This window comes from Azospirillum sp. B506, assembly GCF_000333595.1.
Taxonomy (GTDB): domain Bacteria; phylum Pseudomonadota; class Alphaproteobacteria; order Azospirillales; family Azospirillaceae; genus Azospirillum.
In genome coordinates, this window is record NZ_BADK01000989.1 from 1 (window position 1) to 17,980 (window position 17,980).

The window sequence follows — 17,980 nt, forward strand, 5'->3', positions numbered from 1 at the left end:
GCCGGAGATGACGGCGGCGATGAAGATGCCGGTGCCGGTGGCCGACAGCCAGTTCAGCGTGTAGACGGCGGCTTCCGGATGGGCCTTCGCCACCACCGGCGGAACGCGCATCACCATGTTATGCAGGCCGTCGATCGGGAACTTGAAGATCGACACGCCGTCGAGGAAGGTCTTGACCTCCGGGATGCCCCACAGGAAGACCAGGATGCTGAGGATCGCCCAGGGCGTCCAGGCGCGGCGGACCTCCGCGGCGCTGTAGCCGTGGTTGCGGCGCGCTTCGCCCTGGACCACCGCGGCCCCCACCGCCTGGGTCAGGGCCGAGGCCCCGCCGGAGGTGTGCCAGATCGCCTTCGGGTGCCAGACCTTCAGGAACAGGGTGACCGAGACCAGCGAGACGATGGCGGCGGCGACGTCGACCAGCCAGGGGCCGTGGTAGTTCGACACCAGATACTGCGGCACGGCGAAGGACACGCCGGCGACCAGGATGGCGGGCCAGATCTGGATCATGCCGCGCCAGCCGGCGAAGGCGACGATCAGCCAGAAGGGCACAAGCACCGAGAAGAAGGGCAACTGCCGGCCGATCATCGCCGACAGGTCGAGCAGCGGCAGGCCGGTGACCGCCGCCAGCGCCAGCACCGGGGTGCCCAGCGCGCCATAGGCGACCGGGGCGGTGTTGGCGATCAGCGACAGGCCCGAGGCTGCCAGCGGCGAGAAGCCCAGCCCGATCAGCATGGCGCCGGTGACGGCGACCGGCGTGCCGAAGCCGGCGGCCCCCTCGAAGAAGGCGCCGAAGCAGAAGGCGATCAGCAGGAGCTGGAGCCTCCGGTCATTGGTGATGCCGGTGATGCTCTCCCGCAGGATCTTGAACTGCCCGCGCTGCTCGGTCAGGTGGTAGAGGAAGATGATGTTGATGACGATCCAGCCGATCGGCAGCAGGCCATAGGCCGCACCCAGCAGCGCGGTCTTTCCCGCCATCGCCACCGGCATGCCGAAGACGGCGACGGCCACCGCCAGCGCGGTCGCCAGACCCAGCAGGGCGGCGCGATGCGCCTTCATGTGGAAGATGCCGAGACCACCCAGCATCACCAGGACCGGCAGCGACGCAAACAGCGTCGACAGCCAGATGTTGTTCATCGGGTCGTAGACTTGCGACCAGCTCATCGTCAGGGGTCTCCTTCTCGGGGAGTGATGTCGGTCCGGATGGTGTCCCGGGAGAAGGAAGACCGCTTTTGCACGCATTCGTTCGGCCGCACCCGGCCTCGCCCGCGCCTGAAGATCGGCGCGGGGGGAAGGCCGGATGGTCGGCAAAGCGGAGGCGTTCACCGCCGCCGGGGCTCTGCGGTCCCGATGCTTGCGGTGCGGATGCGCCCTTGCGGGTGCTGGTCCGTCCTGTCCCGGTACGTGTGGATGCCCTTTCCGCCCCGGCGGGTTCGGGAAAAATCCCTTTCCATCCGGCAGACGTCGGACATCTCTTATCCATACGGTTGATGCTGGATAAATTATTTTACCATACTGTGCAATGGCTGAATCGTTTGTCGGTCGACCAACTTTGGTAGGGGGGTGCGATGCCTCGAACGTGCGCCGCTCTGGACGCCTGTTCCGTCCACCGGTATTGAAGAGGACCGAGACGTGCAGGGAGAGGCCGCGCACCCAATGCAGGGGACGATCAAACCGGCCAAGCTGGCCGACGCCATTGCCGAGCATCTGGAACGGCTGATCCTGGAGGGCGCTTTGCGTCCTGGGGAGAAGCTGCTGGCCGAACGGAACTGCGGTGAAAGCTTGATGTGTCACGCCCGTCGCTGCGCGATGCCATCGCCAAGCTGGAGGAGCGCGGCCTGCTGGTGACCGGGCGCGGCGGCACCCATGTCGCCAGCTTCCTGTCGCAGATCGCCGATCCGCTGATGACGCTGATGCGCAACAAGCCGGATGCGTCCTTCGATTATCTGGAGTTCCGCCGCTCCATCGAGGCGGAAGCGGCGAGGCTGGCAGCGCAGCGGGCAACCGATGTCGACCGCGACGGCATCCGCGCCATTGTCGCCCGCATGACGGCGGCCCACGGCAAGGACGACAGTTCGGAGGAGGCGGATTCCGACGCCGATCTGCATCTGGCGATCTACGAGGCGGCGCACAACGTCGTCATGCTGCACATCATGCGGACCCTGTCCGACCTGCTGCGCAACGACGTGTTCTACAACCGTGCCGACCTCTATTCCCGGCCGGGCGTGCGCGAGCTGCTGCTGCAACAGCATCTCGCCATCGCCGATGCGGTGCTGGCCGGCGACCCGTCGGCGGCGCAGGCGGCGGCCTATGGCCATGTCGAGTTCACCCTGCAGACCCTGCGCGAGATCCGCGAGCACAACGCCCGCGTCCAGGTCTCGTTGCGGCGGATCGGCCGCACCGACCTGATCGACAGCGGGGCGTGAGGTCAGGAAAGACCTGACGGCCCCGGATCGGATGTGGATCGGTATCGGCGGCGGGGCACCCGTGACGTCAGGATGTGCAGTTCGTGCTGGCGGTGCCTTGCGTGCATTCCGGGAACGCAAGATCGTTGGCAGAGCACATCTTGATGGTGCTGCCGGTGGTGTGGTTGACCGTCATGCCCGTGCAACTGCGGTCCGCATGTGCCGCAGACGATATCGATAGGGTGGACATGCCGGTCAGAATTGGATTTGCACATTCAAAAAGAATATGGTCGGACTCAACACGACATTGCGTGCAATATTTGAATCGATAGTGCGAAATAAGATTTAATTGAACTATATTTGCCTGCAAAAAGAGTAATTTCCGGAAGCTGGAATGGTCTCCGATCAGCGCCGGGGGCCACGCCCATGCAGAGTTCACAGTACGAACCGGCGCAGCTCTGGCCGATTCCGATGCCGGGGAAGTCGGGCGTATCCGGGCTGCCGCCATGTTGGCGGGGCGGTTCGATCCGGGATACAATCCACACCGGCTGCCTCGCCCCGATCGGCTTGCGGCATATGGTTTTATGTTGTCTCTCTGCACAGTCCAGGTGCCAAACATTGTCCGTTCCCAAGAAGCACCGCATCCTGCTGATCGAGGATACGGTCCCGCTCGCCAAGCTCTACATCGAGTTCCTGCGCGCCGACGCGCAGGAGGTCGTGCATTGCACATGCGGCGGCGAGGCGCTGGAAACCGCGGCCGCCTTGCCGCCGGATGCGGTGATCCTGGATTTGAAGCTGCCGGACATGGACGGGCTGGAGGTGCTGCAGGCACTGCATGCCCGCGACCCCAGCATCTCGGTCGTCATCATCACCGCCCACGGCTCCATCGACCTCGCCGTCGAGGCGATGAAGCTCGGCGCCTTCGACTTCATCGTGAAGCCCTTCAATGCCGACCGGCTGAATCTGACCCTGCGCAACGCGCTGGAGCGCCGCACGCTGGCGCGGATGGTCGAGGGCTACCGCAAGGATCTCGACCGCGGGCGCTTCCACGGCTTCATCGGCAGCTCGCCGGAGATGCAGGCAGTCTACCGCATGATCGAGAGTGTGGCCGCCAGCCGCGCAAACGTCTTCATCACCGGCGAAAGCGGAACCGGCAAGGAGGTTGCGGCACAGGCCATCCACCGCGCCAGCCCGCGGCGCGACGGCGCCTTCGTAGCGCTGAATTGCGCCGCGATTCCAAAGGACCTGCTGGAGTCGGAGATCTTCGGCCATGTGAAAGGCGCCTTCACCGGTGCTGCGGGCGACCGGCCGGGGGCGGCGTTGCTGGCCGACGGCGGCACGCTGTTCCTCGACGAGATCTGCGAGATGCCGGTCGACCTGCAGAGCAAGCTACTGCGTTTCGTCCAGACCGGCACCGTCTGCCCGGTCGGCAGCGGCCGGGAGGAGCGGGTGGACGTGCGCTTCGTCGCCGCCACCAACCGGGACCCGCTGGCCGAGGTGCAGGCCGGCCGCTTCCGCGAGGATCTCTATTACCGTCTGCACGTCATCCCGCTGGCTCTGCCGCCGCTGCGCGACCGCGGCGGCGACGTGATCGAGATCGCCCGGTCCTTCCTGATCGACTATGCGCGGGAGGAAGGGAAGGCGCTGTCGGCCTTTGTGCCCGAGGTCGAGGCGCGACTGCGCGCCCATGACTGGCCGGGCAATGTGCGGCAATTGCAGAACGTCATCCGCAATGTGGTGGTGCTGCACGATGGCCCGCTGGTGACGCTGGACATGCTGCCGGCGATGGTCGGACCCGATGTTGCGGGAATCCCCTGTGCCACCTGCGGATCGCCGGACGAGGGCGTGCCGGAGGAAGGCGCCGTTCAGCCGCTTTGGCGGGTGGAGAAGGACTTGATCCGGAAGGCGTTGCGGCTGACCGGCGACGATGTGCCCCGCGCCGCCCTGATGCTGGAGATCAGCCCATCCACCATTTACCGCAAACTTCAGCATTGGCGGGCGGCCGAAGGCCGGACCGGCGGGGAGACGGCGGCGTGAGTGGGACCATGATCGGGGAGGCGGCGGCTGGAGCGATGCCGGCGGCTCTGCCGCCCGATGAAAGCAGCCGGCAGGCGGTTCTGGACTCCTACTGCATCCTCGATACCCCGCCCGAACCGGGGTTCGACAACATTACCCGGCTGGCCCAGCATTTTTTCCGCACTCGCATCGCGCTGGTGTCGCTGATCGACCGCGACCGCCAATGGTTCAAAAGCCGGATCGGGCTGGAGGCGACGGAAACGCACCGCGACTTCGCCTTCTGCGGACATGCCATCCTGGATGACGGCGTGCTGGTGGTGCCGGACGCGGCGAAGGATCCGCGTTTCGCCGGCAACCCGCTGGTCACCGGGGCGCCCCACATCCGCTTTTACGCCGGCGCTCCACTGGTCGCGGACGGGCAGAAGCTGGGAACGCTGTGCGTCATCGACGATGCACCCCGGAGCGGCTTCGACGAGCGCGAAGCGGAGACGCTGTCCCAGCTCGCCCGGCTGGTGGTGGATGAGCTGACCCTGCGCCGCGAGGTGGCCCGGCGCGAACAGGCGGAAGCGGAGTTGCGCGACCGGTCGCGCCTGCTGAACCTCGCCGAGGAGATCGGCCAGTTCGGCCATTGGTACATCGACTTCCTCAGTGGCGCCCGCCGCTGGTCCGACGAGGTGTACCGGATCATGGGGCTGCCGCCGCAGCAGGCGCTGCCGACGGCCGAGCTGTCGCGCTCCTGCTACCACCCGGAGGACCGGGATCGGCTGGCCGATCTCGCCGCGCGGGCGCGGGAGACCGGTGAGGGGTTTTCGGTCGAGGCGCGCGTCATCCGTCCTGACGGGGGGCTTCGCCATGTCTTCATCCGCGGCATGGTCGAATGCGGGACCGACGGCCGTCCCGTCGGCCTGATGGGTGTCGTCCAGGACATCACCGAGTCCAAACGGGAAGAGGCGGAACTGCGGTCGAACCGCGAACTGCTCGACCTGACCGTCCAGGCGACGCGGGACGGCATCTGGGACTGGAATCTGGAGACCGGCGGGATCTGGTTCTCTCCCACCTGGAAGGAGCAGCTCGGCTATCGCGACGACGAGCTGGAGAACAGCCTGGACATGTGGGCCGGCCTGATCTTCGAGGAGGACCGGATCGCGGCGCTGGAGACGGTCCGGGCCTACAATGCCGGGCAGATTCCGAAATTCGAGGCGGTGCAGCGTTTCCGCCACAAGCAGGGCCACACCGTCTACATCCTCAGCCGGGCCATCCACATCCGCGATGCCGAAGGCCGGGTTGTCCGCATGGTCGGCGCCCACACCGACATCACGCGCGAGAAGCTTGGCGAAGAGGAGTTGCGGCTTGCCAAGCAGACGCTGGACGACGCCATCGAGACGGTCCCGGAGGGATTGGCCTATTTCGACGCCGGGGACCGGCTGATCCTGTGCAACGAGCGTTACCGCGAGGCTCATCCGCGGACGGCGCCGCTGCTGACCCCCGGCCGCCCGTTCGAGGACATCCTGCGCGCCGCGGTCGCCAATGGGGAGTTCGCCGGCAACCCGGACGGCCCGAACGACGAGGCCTGGATCCAGGCCGAACTGGCCCAGCACCGCAATCCCGGCGTGCCGTTCGAGCGGGAGCTGCCCGACGGCCGCTGGATCGTGGTGGCGGAGAACCGCACCAGCAGCGGGTCGCTGGTCTGCACCCGCACCGATATCACCGAGCGCAAGCGCTTCGAGGCGGAGCTGCAGCGACAGGCCGCCGACATGTGCGCGCTGGCCGAGGGGCTGGATGCCGCCCGCGAGGAGGCCGACGCCCTGCGTGCCCGCGCCGAGGCGGCGACGCAGGCGAAGTCGGAGTTCCTGGCGGCGATGAGCCACGAGATCCGCACGCCGATGAACGGCATCATGGGCATGACGGAGCTGCTGTTCGATACCCCCCTGACTCCCGAACAGCAGCAGTTCGCCCAGGCCATCCGCAGTTCGTCCAACGCGCTGCTGACCATCATCAACGATATCCTCGACATCTCGAAGCTGGAGGCCGGCCGCGTCACCATCGAGACGCTGCCCTTCGACGCCGCCGATCTGGTGGAGGGGGTGGTGGAGCTGCTGACCCCGCGCGCGCACGAGAAGGGGATCGAGATCGGCTTCTACATCGACCCGCTGCTGCGCCGCACGCTGCTCGGCGATCCGACGCGCATCCGGCAGATCCTGGTCAATCTGGTCGGCAATGCGGTGAAGTTCACCGACACGGGTTCCGTTGCGGTGGAACTGGAGGCGCTGGACGCCACCGACGCCCATCTGGTGCTGCGCATCACCGTGACGGACACCGGCATCGGCATCCCGGCCGATGCGCTGCCGACTCTGTTCAACAAGTTCCAGCAGGTGGATGGCTCGATCACCCGCAAGTTCGGCGGCACCGGTCTGGGGCTGGCGATCTGCCGCCAGCTGTCCGAGCTGATGGGCGGCAGCATCGCGGTGGAAAGCAGCCTGGGCACCGGCAGCCGTTTCCTGGTCGATCTGCCGCTGGCTCTGACGGAGGATTCATTGGACGGGGCGCAGCCGGTGGCCGAACCGCCGCTGGCCGGACGGCGCGTGCTGGTCGTCGACGATCTGGCGGTGAATCGCCGGGTGTTGGCTTCGATGCTCGACAGTCTGGGTGCCTGTCCGGCCACGGTGGAGAACGGTTCCGACGCGCTCGAGGCGTTGCGGCGCGGAGTCGCAAGTGGCCGGCCCTTCGATGTGGTGCTGGCCGACCAGACCATGCCCGGGATGGGCGGCGATGCGTTGCTGGCGGCCATTGCCGGCGACCCGGCGTTGGGTCGGACGCGGCGCGTGCTGATCGTGGCGTTGGGTCCTGCGGCGCGGGCCGACAGCGGGCCGGCCCATGGGCTTGCCCACGCCACACTGAACCGGCCGCTGCGCCAGACGGCCCTCGCCAGTTGCCTGAGCGGACTGTTTGCCGTCGCCCTTCCCGGCACTCCCGCCAACACGTCCGTCGCGCCATCCACCGAAACCAGAGCGGCCGAGGTGCCGCGCCGGGGCCGCATCCTGCTGGCGGAGGACAACCGCACCAACCAGCTGTTCGCCACCACCCTGCTGCGCCGGCTGGGCTACACGGTCGAGGTGGCGGAGGATGGGGAGCAGGCTGTGGAGGCGGCTTGCCGGGGCAGCATCGATCTGGTGCTGATGGATGTCCAGATGCCGGGAATGGACGGGTTGGAAGCCGCCCAGGCGATCCGCGCGCGGGGCGGCGCGCTTGCCCGCCTGCCGATCATTGCCCTGACCGCCGACGCCATGCCGGGCACGCGCGAGTTGTGTCTGCGCGCGGGCATGAGCGACTATCTGACCAAGCCGATCAGCCGGGCCGGGCTGCAGTCGGCGTTGGACCGTTGGATCGGGGCCGCGGAACCCTCGGCCGTCTCCGCCGATGACGCCAAGGCCGGCGGCGAAGAGGGCGGCGAGGCACTGGACGAAGCCGTGCTGACCGATCTGCTGGGGACGGTGGGAGCCGACAATCTGGCGCTGATCGTCGGCAGCTTCCTGGACGACATGTCGCGTCGGCTGGAGCGGTTGTCGGCGATGGCGGCCGCCATGCCGGCCGGCGGCATCGATCTGCGCGCCCTGGCCCAGGAGGCGCACGACCTGTCCAGCCTCGCCGGCAGCTTCGGCGGGATGACGGTCATGCATCTGGCCTGGCGGATGGAGGTCCTGTGCCGCAACGGCGACACCGATCAGGCGTCCTGGCTGCTGCCGGTGCTGCTGCGCGAGGCCGCCCGGCTGGAACGAACCCTGCGCGAGCGGGCCGCGGCGACGCAGCCGGTGGGCTGAATTCGTCCCGGCTTAACCGGATCCGGGCGGCGCAGCGCTGTCCGTCGAGGTGTCGGGTAACTCAGGTGGAAGGACAGGGCCTGCATCCGGCCGTCAGCCGGTGCCGGGCTGGGTCGAGCCGTCGGTGTCCTCCGCCCGTTCCCGCAGCTCTTTCGACGACATCCCGGCCGGGGTGGCATCCTGAAGCGTGCCGTCGCCGGGCGTCTTCGTCAGGTCCTCGCGCGCGGAGCGCTCGCCGGCCGGAGTTCGGTCATGCCTGTCGGCCCCGGACGTCTTCGCCTGGGGCATTCCTTCGGAGGGGGTGCGTGTTTGAGACGTGTCGGTCATGATGTCCTCTGCTATCTTCTGGAGGAGTCAACGACTAGGAAGGGTGAGGGTTCCGCTCCCCGCCAATCCTTGCGTCGGACCGGGAGAAGACGACGCGGCGCCCCCAGGCGCCGAAGAGCGCGCCTCCAAGCGCGCCTGACGACGGGCCAACCACCAAGGTCCGGCAGCGGAGGCCGCGAGCCGCCGCCCAGCCGGCCAGCAAGGAGTGTGAAAAGGTCATGGAATCGAGCAAGCACACGCCGCACGGCGATGTGACCCAGGTCGGCACCGTCACGCTGACCGACGACGCCACCGGCAAGACTCTGAAGCTGCCGCTGCTCGGCGGGTCCACCGGTCCCAACGTGATCGACATCCGCAAGCTCTATGCCGAAACCGGGTACTTCACTTATGATCCCGGCTTCACCTCCACCGCCGCCTGCGATTCGGCCATCACCTACATCGATGGCGACGAGGGCATCCTGCTGCACCGCGGCTATGCCATCGCCGATCTGGCCGAGAACTGCGACTTCCTGGAGGTCTGCCACCTTCTGCTGAACGGCGAGCTGCCCGACCCGCAGCAGAAGGCCGATTTCGAGCGCACCATCACCTATCACACGATGGTGCATGAGCAGCTGGCCAAGTTCTACAGCGGCTTCCGCCGTGACGCCCACCCGATGGCGATCATGTGCGGCGTCGTCGGCGCCCTGTCGGCCTTCTATCACGACTCCACCGACATCTTCGATCCGGTGCAGCGCAAGATCGCCGCCCACCGCCTGATCGCCAAGATGCCGACCATGGCCGCCATGGCCTATAAATATACGGTCGGCGAGCCCTTCATGTATCCGCGCAACGACCTGTCCTACGCGGAAAACTTCCTCTACATGACCTTCGGCACGCCCTGCGAGGAATGGAAGGTCGATCCGGTGCTGTCGGCGGCGATGGACAAGATCTTCATCCTGCACGCCGACCATGAGCAGAACGCCTCGACCTCCACCGTCCGCCTTGCCGGTTCGTCGCACGCCAACCCGTTCGCCTGCATCGCGTCGGGCATCGCCGCATTGTGGGGGCCGGCCCATGGCGGCGCCAACGAGGCTGTGCTGAAGATGCTGGATCAGATCGGCTCGGTGGAGAACATCCCCGAGTTCGTCCGCCGTGCCAAGGACAAGAACGACAGCTTCCGCCTGATGGGATTCGGCCACCGGGTCTACAAGAACTACGACCCGCGCGCCAAGATCATGCGCGAGACCTGCTATCAGGTTCTCGACCGGCTCGGCATCCAGGACGAGCCGCATCTGGCCATCGCCATGGAGCTGGAGAAGATCGCCCTGTCGGACGAGTATTTCATCGAGAAGAAGCTCTATCCGAACGTCGATTTCTACTCGGGCATCATCCTGAAGGCGATGGGCTTCCCGACCAGCATGTTCACCGTGCTGTTCGCGCTTGCCCGCACCGTCGGCTGGATCAGCCAGTGGAAGGAGATGATCGAGGACCCGGCCCAGAAGATCGGCCGCCCCCGCCAGCTCTTCACCGGCAGTGTCGCCCGTCCCTTCGTCCCGCTGGACAAGCGTTGAAGTCTGTAGCCTATCCCCGCCTTCGATCCCCTCTCCCCCCCGGGGAGAGGGTTAGGGTGAGGGGAAAACAGGGCGAGGATTCTCGGGAGGGCACGCAGTGCATCCCCCTCACCCCGACCCTCTCCCCGGGGGGGAGAGGGGGAGGTATGGGCGACCCGTGACCCAATCCCTGCAACTCGGCCTGTCGGTCGCCATCGTGGCGGTGACCGGTGGGACGCCGCGCGTCGTGACGGTGCGCAGCGGCTTTTCCGTGCCGGAAGACCACCGGCGCGGTGACGAGCCGTTGCCGCATCGCGACGCGCTGCCTGGTGCGCCCTTCGAGCCGGAGCGCTTCCGCACCCTGCAGGACGGCGTCCGCGCGGTGGCGGAGGGGCTGTCGGGCCTGGCGTTGCGCTATGTCGAGCAGCTCTACACCTTCGGCGACCGCCATCGCGATCCGCATGAGCTGTTCGGCGGCCCGCGGTCGGTTGTGGTCGGCTATCTGGCACTGGTCCGGGACGGCCCGCTGGGAGGAGACGCTTCGGCCGAATGGCGCGACCTCTACGACCATTTTCCGTGGGAGGACTGGCGCGACCAGCGCCCGCCGCTGCTGGACGGGGTGATCGCCCCGGCCCTCGCTGGCTGGATCGCCTCGGCCTCCGACGAGGAAAGCCGCCTGCGCCGGGCCGAGCGTGCCCAGATGGCCTTCGGCCTGGATGGCGCCGAATGGGACATGGAGCGCGTGCTGGAGCGGTTCGAGCTGCTCTACGAGGCCGGGCTGGTGGTGGAGGCCTTCCGCGACCGCGACCTTGCCGCCCGGATCGACCCGGCCGTGCCGACGGGCGGGCCGATGCCGCGGGCGCTCGGCCGGCCGATGGCGCGCGATGGCCGACGCATTCTGGCGACCGCGCTGGAGCGGTTGCGCGGCAAGCTGCGCTACCGCCCCATCGTCTTCGAACTGCTGCCGCCGATCTTCACCCTGCACCAGCTCCAGCTGGTGGTGGAGGCGCTGTCAGGCGAGCGGGTGCACAAGCAGAACTTCCGCCGCCTGATGATCTCCGGCGGCTTCGTCGAGCCCACCGGCCAGTATGAAAGCCAGACCGGCGGCCGGCCCGCCGAGTTGTACCGCTTCCGCCGTCAGGCCATCCACGAACGCACCAGCGCCGGCGCCATTCCGTCCGCGGACGCATAAAGGGACAATCCACCGGAAACTTCGACGCGCGGCATTGGGCGCAGTTGTCAACGGGCGGCTGCAAGGGGATACTGTTGGACGGTTTCACACCCGGAATGTCCATAGCCGGAAAGTACGCGGAAAGTCGATGTCGCACCGCATCCTGATTGCCGACGACCACCCGCTGATGCGCACCGCCTTGACCCAGACCATCGGTCAGGCGATCCCCGGCGCCGTGATCCTGGAAGCGTCGCGGTTCGAGCAGATCAAGCCGCTGCTGGACACAGGGGAGCCGCCGGACATCATTCTGCTCGACCTTCACATGCCCGGCATGAGCGGGCTGATCGGGCTGATGATGCTGCGCTCCGAACATCCGGCGATCCCGGTGATCGTGGTCTCGGCGTCGGAGGATCCGGTGACGATCCAGCGCGCCATCGACTATGGCGCTTCCGGCTTCGTTCCGAAATCGGCCCCCAACACCCAGATCGTCGAGGCGATCCACGCCGTGCTGGATGGCGAGCTGTGGCTGCCGGAGATCAACGGCGGCCCCGAAACCGACGCCCCCGACCCGGCCCAGCGCGCCGCCACCCTGACGCCGCAGCAGCTCCGCGTCCTGGCCGGCATCGCCGAAGGCAAGCTGAACAAGCAGATCGCCTATGAGATGAGCGTCGCCGAAACGACGGTGAAGGCCCACGTCACCACCATCCTGCGCAAGCTGAACGTGCTGACCCGCACCCAGGCGGCGGTCCTGGCGAGCCAGCTGGCGCTGTCCGCCGCCCCGCCGCCGCCGGTGGAGTGAGAGTGGGCACTGCGCGTCAGTCGCTTGCCATCCGCTGCCCCTCCGCCAGCAACTGTCCCAGCAATGCCCGCAGCGCCCCCGGACGCACCGGCTTGTACAGCAACCGGCAGCCAGCAGCCTCGATATCCTCGCGCACGGCGGCGTCACGGTCGGCGGTGACCACGGCGGCGGGGATGTCGCTGCCCAGGGCGGCACGCAGGGTTGCCAACGCCTCCACGCCGGTCAGGCTGCGGTCGAGGTGGTAGTCGGTCAGGATCACGTCGGGCGTCCGCCCCTCCAGCTTCGCCAGCGCCAGATCCGGGGCGACGGCGGTGACGACGCGGCAGGACCAGCTGGACAGCAGATCCTCGGTCGCTCGGGCGATGGCGGGCTCGTTCTCCAGGCACAGCACCAGTACGCCGCGCAGATCGCGTCCGCGCGGGCGGACCACCACGGCGCGGGCGGCGACCGGCTCGTCGGTCAGCGGCACCAGCACCGAAAAGGCGCTGCCTCGCCCAACCTTGGACCGCACCTGCACCGTGTGGCCGAGGATGCCGGCCAGACGCTCGACGATCGCGAGTCCCAGCCCCAGCCCCTTGCCGCGGTCGCCCCGGTCGTCGCTGTCGTTGTCGAGCTGGCGGAACTCCATGAAGATTTCCGGCACCTTGTGCTCGGGGATGCCCGGCCCGGTGTCCCACACCTCGATGGACAGGAAATTCCCCCGCCGACGGCAGCCCAGCAGGATGCGGCCGGTGCGGGTGTAGCGCACGGCATTCGCCAGATAATTCTGCAGGATGCGCCGCAGCAGCGTCGGGTCGCTGCGGACGGTGGCGGAGCAATCGACCACCCGCAGCGCCAGCCCATGGCGGCTGGCCAGAACGGTGAACTCCTCGCCCAGCGGCTTCAACAGTTCCTCGATCCGCATCGGCACCGGGTTCGGCCTCACCACGCCGCTGTCGATCTTCGACACGTCCAGCAGATCGCCCAGGATGGTTTCCACCGACCGCAGGGAGGTGTCGATCTGGCGGATGGCGCTGTCGCCGTTGCGTTCGCCCAGGGCAGACAGGAACAGCCGGGCAGCGTGCAGCGGCTGCAGCAAATCGTGGCTTGCCGCCGCCAGGAAGCGGGTCTTGCCGCGGTTGGCGCGCTCGGCCTCCGCCTTCGCTTCGGACAGGGCGTGGGTGCGCTCCTCGATGCGGCGCTCCAGCGTCTCGTTGGCCTCGCGCAAGGCGGCGGCGGCGCGGTGACGTTCGGTCACGTCGGTGTAGACGGCGACGAAGCCGCCGCCCGGCATGGGATTGGTGGCGATCTCAAGCACCGTGCCGTCCGGGCGCACCCGCTCGTACACGTCGGGCTTGTTCTGGCGGCGCGGGTCGGACCGGCGCTCCAGCAAAGTCTCGATCTCGCCGTTGCGGCCATATTCGCCACGGCGCGCGATCAGCCCGACGATGTCCTGCAACGAGGTGCCGACCTGGACGAAGCCGTCCGGCAGGTCCAGCAGCACCAGGAACTGGTTGTTCCAGGTGGCGACGCGCCAGTCCTCGTCGAACACCGCGATGCCCTGGGGCACATTCTCGACGGTGGCGCGCAGAAGCTCATGCTGCTTCAGGATGGCGCGCGAGGCCTCGTCGATGATCGACCGTGCGTCGGTGCGCGACAGCCGGCGGTCGGACAGCAGTCCCGCCACCACGACGCGGGCAGACGCCGACCCGACGGCACCGGCCAGCAGCCGTTCGGTCAGCTGGATCGCCTCGCCGTCGGTGCGCATCAGCAGAGCGGTGCGCAGGTCGCCGTCGGCCACGCCGGTGAAGCGGCGGAAAGCAGCATCGGCGCGCGACTGCCCGACATAGCGCAGGGCCAGATCATGCAGGTCGGCCAGGGTGGCGCCGCGCGGCCCGTGCGGATCGCCGTCGGATGCCCGCCGCAGACTGATGAAGCGGGCAGCCTGCTGGCGCTCCAGCGTCGACGGCCGGGTGAGCAGCGAGACCAGGACGAACAGCAGCATGTTCGGCCCCAGGCTCCACAGCGCGGCGTTGGTCAGCGGGTCGATCCCGGCGATGCCGGCCAGCGCCACCGGGCTGAGGCCGGTGAGGCCGAACGGCCCCTCGCGCAGGGCGCTGGAGGCCAGCCATCCGGCATCGGCGAAGGACGGCAGCAGCATGGTGTAGGCCCAGCCGAGGAACCCGGCGCAGATGCCGGCGAAGGCACCGCTGCGGCTGGCCCGGCTCCAGATCAGGCCGCCGAGCAGGGCGGGGGCGAACTGCGCCACCGCGGTGAAGCTCATCATCCCGATGGTCGCCAGCGGAAAGGCCGGGCCGATCAGCCGGTAGCAGCCATAGGACAGCAGAACCAGCACGATCACCGCCGACCGACGCACCAGCAGCAGGATCCCCGCCGGATCGTCGCGCAGCCGCCGGTCGTCTGGCCGCAGCGCCATCAACAGCGGGACGGCGATGTCGTTGCAGATCATGGTGCTGAGCGCCACCATTTCGACCAGGATCATGCTGGTGGCGGCCGACAGCCCGCCGATGAAGGCGGCGAGCGCCAGCCATGGCCAGCCCTGGCTCAAGGGGATCGACACCATGAAGGTGTCGGCGTTCGTCGTGCCGTCGGGAAACAGCATCAGGCCTGCCAGTGCCACCGGCAGCACGAAGATGTTGATGGCGACCAGATAGGCAGGGAACAGCTTCGCCGACGACCGTACGTCGCCGCCATGGGTATTCTCCACGACGGCGACATGGAACTGGCGTGGCAGGCAGAGGATCGCCAGCCCCGACAGCAGGCAGGCCACCCACCAGTCGGTGCCGATGGTGTCCAGCCGGATCAGTTGCAGGAACCCCGGATGGCGCACGGCGGCGTCGACGAAGGTTGCCGGGTCGCCGAAGACGGAAAAGGCGATGGCTCCGCCAACCCCGAGCGCCGCCGCCAGCTTCACCACCGATTCCGCGGCGATGGCCATCATCAGGCCGCGATGGTGTTCGTTGGCGGACACGCTGCGCACGCCGAACAGAATGGCGAAGGCCGCCATCAGCAGCGCCGCCATCAGGGCCGTCCCCCCCGGCATCTGGCTGAGGTCGGTGCCGAGCGACGCCCCGGCCAGAATCTCGAAGCTGACGCTGATCGCCTTCAATTGCAGGGCGATGTAGGGCAGCAGTCCGATCACTGCGGCGATGGTGACGAGGGCCGCCAGGCTCCGGCTCTTGCCATAGCGCGCCGACAGGAAGTCGGAGATGGAGACGACGTTCTCCGACTTCGCCACCCGGACGATGCGGGCCAGTACCGGCCAGCCCAATCCGATCATCAGGATCGGCCCGATATAGATCGGCAGGAAGTAGAAACCGCCGGTTGCCGCCCGTCCGACAGCGCCATAGAAGGTCCAGGAGGTGCAATAGACGCCAAAACTCAGCGCATAGAGCCAGGGCGTGCGCCGGTCGTTGCCATGGGAGCCGGTCCGGTCGCCGTACCATGCGATGGCGAACAGCGACAGCAGATAGGCCAGCGACGCGGCCAGGATGAACCAGCTTTCCATGGGGCTTTGCGCCTCCGGTTTTTGACTTCTTCTCCCTAGGGCTGTGAAGTTTATCACAAATTACGCAAACGGGCGGAGGGAAACGCATGGTGAATCGCGCACTCCAACGGCAGTCCCACGTCGACAGACTTGCTGTTTGCCCAGATGCAACAAAGCCGATCAGCTGGAATCGCGAGGTCTTGGGGGGGCAGTGCGTCGTCCGCTCGGACGTTTCGCCCGTTATGAAGGTATAGATTCCAGGAACATTTCCCTTTGATTGATTCTCGCGGCTTGGTTTCAAAACCGCTCAGGCAGAGACCAAAAGCCATCCGAGACGACAATAAGTCTATGTTCTGTAATTGGCGGATTTCCGTTATCCGCGTTGGCGGTATGGCAGAAGTTGAAAAGAAATTTCAGAAGATATTATATAAAAATGTCCCATATTGGATATTTATGATAGCGTTGCGGATGCCGTGGAGAACCCTCATCGGCCGCCACAGAATTGTAGAGAATTCAGAAAATATTGAACGTCCTGCGCCACTTGGCCCGAACGGGCTCCGTCTCGCGACTTTTTCCAAAGGACTTCCCATCGGGAAAGACGGTGTATTGCTGGAGCTGGCATCGCCTGCGGCGTTTGCGTTTCCGGACGATCCACGACGTGGCGTCGGCAATCAACCGTGCGCGCGCCGGCCGATGGTGAACCTGACCACTGCCGACATTTCCAACACGGCCGCAGCCCAGATGGTCCGGAAGGTGATGCGCAAGCGTTGCGTCGTGGATGAAGCACCTTTTCGTCGACGATGCCTATGATCGTAATATGCTGATGGACAAAGCTGTCCTCCTTGACTTCTCGGTCGATGTGGTTTGGCGAATCGATATCGGGACGGGGGCCAAGGTCGTGCCATGGGGGTGGATGGTCGAGCGGACCTCTGGATGGATGGTCCGGATGAAACGTCGATCCGGCGGGATGATACAGTTCGCCATGGCAAGCTTGATACTTCAACAAGTCTGCCACTGAAGCTATTGTCAAGCTGGCTCACAGCATCGTATAGCTTCCGTTGGAGACCTGCTGCTCATTTCGATGAGCAGTCTGCAGTTTCCGAGAGTCCGTCATTGAACATTCAATCTAACGGCCTCGACGCGATATCCAGAACAAGATTTTTGCCAGAGATCGACATGGAAAAAACAGACATTATCAATTCCCTGGCAAAAACCTACGGCCTGCGGAAATATTTGGAGATATGCACCCCAACAACAGGACTGTTTTATAGCAAAATCGATAGAGGCAATCTGGAAACATGTCATCGTCTAATGTATCGCTGCCCGAAAAATTTCGATGATGGATTGCCAATAGATTTCCGCACTCAAATCGATAATTCTTCTGAATTACTCGACGTTATCAATAAATTTATAAAGAAAGAAGATTATTATGATTTGATATTTGTCGACCCGTACCACAATTATGACTGTGGTGCAATTGATATGTTTGGCGCTTTCAACTTACTGGCACCCCACGGCGTTATGGTGATCCACGACTGCTCTCCACCCGATGCAGGGATCGTCAGTTCGGAATTCCAAGAAGGAGCTTGGTGTGGTGTAACCTACCAAGTGTACTTGGAGTTTGCGTGGTCGTCAGATATCGCAGGTTACTGCACTGTGGATAGCGACTATGGATGTGGGGTAGTTTTTAATAAGAATGCAAGAATTCCTAAAAATATAAACCTGAGCACCCCTTCCCATAAGTTGAAATATGATTGGTTCAAGAATAGGTCCGACAACGATTTTCGGTATAAGTACTTTGACAGCTGCCGTTCCTCACTGTTGAATTTGATCGCGCCGGACACCTTCAAAGAAGCGCTTAACGCTTCAGTACCGGGTGCTTTTTCTGGGCCGGCCGAGGTTGTGGCCGTTGACATTCTAAGCGTGATTCCGGCTGTTGCGGATGCCGTCCCTGCTGCGGCTGAGCCGCCCGGGACCGCCATCGCCAGTGAGCCTGTTCCGGACGCCGCCCCTGTCGCAGTTGAGCCGCCGGACGCAACGAGGGCCTGAGCAAACGACGATTGCTGACCTCAGCTGTTTGGGGGTGAGGGTGCAGGCGATTTAGGTCGTGCTCTGGATGCTGTGATGGGCGGAGATTTTCTCCGCCCATCACAGCCATGCTCAATCGTGCTGGTAGATGTCCACGTCCTTGGTCTCGCGGACGAACAGCAGGCCGATCACCAGGGTCGCCGCGGCGATGACTATCGGATACCAGAGGCCGGAATAGATGTCGCCGGTGGCCGCCACGATGGCGAAGGAGGTCGTCGGCAGGAAGCCGCCGAACCAGCCGTTGCCGATGTGGTAGGGCAGCGACATCGAGGTGTAGCGGATGCGGGTCGGGAACATCTCAACCAGCATGGCGGCGATCGGGCCGTAGACCATGGTCACATAG

At 65.8% G+C, this 17,980-nt stretch carries 12 protein-coding genes; 8 read left to right on the forward strand and 4 right to left on the reverse strand.

The window, feature by feature from the left end:
- Window positions 1–1,161: L-lactate permease (locus tag I71_RS30515; RefSeq protein ID WP_042703226.1), on the reverse strand; the 1,161-nt coding region annotated here is incomplete at its 3' end.
- Window positions 1,162–1,784: 623 nt separating this feature from the next.
- On the opposite strand from I71_RS30515, the gene I71_RS30520 reads away from it, so the two are divergent.
- The 3 genes from I71_RS30520 (at window position 1,785) to I71_RS30530 (ending at window position 8,236) form a co-directional block, all read left to right on the forward strand.
- Entirely contained in the window at window positions 1,785–2,423 is a 639-nt protein-coding gene (locus I71_RS30520) for an FCD domain-containing protein (protein ID WP_307189040.1), read from the forward strand.
- 597 nt (window positions 2,424–3,020) lie between these two features.
- Window positions 3,021–4,439 carry a sigma-54 dependent transcriptional regulator gene (locus I71_RS30525; protein ID WP_199902291.1) on the forward strand — a complete coding sequence of 473 codons (1,419 nt, stop codon included), beginning with the start codon at window positions 3,021–3,023 and terminating at the stop codon, window positions 4,437–4,439.
- Window positions 4,436–8,236, forward strand: coding sequence for a response regulator (locus I71_RS30530; RefSeq protein ID WP_244434153.1), 3,801 nt, complete (start codon window positions 4,436–4,438; stop codon window positions 8,234–8,236). The genes I71_RS30525 and I71_RS30530 overlap by 4 nt, the downstream gene beginning before the upstream one ends.
- 93 nt (window positions 8,237–8,329) lie before the next feature.
- Here the strand turns inward: I71_RS30530 and I71_RS30535 are convergent, their stop codons facing one another.
- Window positions 8,330–8,563: a hypothetical protein gene (locus I71_RS30535; RefSeq protein ID WP_083897472.1), complete on the reverse strand. Its 234-nt coding sequence runs from the start codon at window positions 8,561–8,563 to the stop codon at window positions 8,330–8,332.
- Window positions 8,564–8,781: 218 nt separating this feature from the next.
- On the opposite strand from I71_RS30535, the gene gltA reads away from it, so the two are divergent.
- The 3 genes from gltA to I71_RS30550 all read left to right on the forward strand — a co-directional run bounded on the left by gltA (window position 8,782) and on the right by I71_RS30550 (window position 12,062).
- On the forward strand, window positions 8,782–10,113 hold the full coding sequence (gltA, locus tag I71_RS30540; RefSeq protein ID WP_042703233.1) for a citrate synthase: 1,332 nt from the start codon (window positions 8,782–8,784) through the stop codon (window positions 10,111–10,113).
- A gap of 157 nt (window positions 10,114–10,270) precedes the next feature.
- Window positions 10,271–11,284, forward strand: coding sequence for a hypothetical protein (locus I71_RS30545; RefSeq protein WP_042703234.1), 1,014 nt, complete (start codon window positions 10,271–10,273; stop codon window positions 11,282–11,284).
- Window positions 11,285–11,411: 127 nt separating this feature from the next.
- A complete protein-coding gene (locus I71_RS30550; protein WP_042703236.1) occupies window positions 11,412–12,062 on the forward strand; it encodes a response regulator transcription factor in 651 nt (216 codons plus the stop codon).
- Between the two features lie 16 nt (window positions 12,063–12,078).
- Here the strand turns inward: I71_RS30550 and I71_RS30555 are convergent, their stop codons facing one another.
- Window positions 12,079–15,570 carry a PAS domain-containing hybrid sensor histidine kinase/response regulator gene (locus I71_RS30555; protein WP_042703239.1) on the reverse strand — a complete coding sequence of 1,164 codons (3,492 nt, stop codon included), beginning with the start codon at window positions 15,568–15,570 and terminating at the stop codon, window positions 12,079–12,081.
- A gap of 252 nt (window positions 15,571–15,822) precedes the next feature.
- On the opposite strand from I71_RS30555, the gene I71_RS37915 reads away from it, so the two are divergent.
- A complete protein-coding gene (locus I71_RS37915) occupies window positions 15,823–16,359 on the forward strand; it encodes a hypothetical protein (protein WP_148294413.1) in 537 nt (178 codons plus the stop codon).
- Between the two features lie 123 nt (window positions 16,360–16,482).
- Entirely contained in the window at window positions 16,483–17,598 is a 1,116-nt protein-coding gene (locus I71_RS37920; protein ID WP_148294414.1) for a class I SAM-dependent methyltransferase, read from the forward strand.
- A 111-nt stretch (window positions 17,599–17,709) separates the two neighbouring features.
- Here I71_RS37920 and I71_RS30565 read toward each other — a convergent pair.
- Window positions 17,710–17,980 (reverse strand): MFS transporter (locus I71_RS30565; RefSeq protein WP_148294415.1); only part of this gene is annotated, 271 nt, incomplete at its 5' end.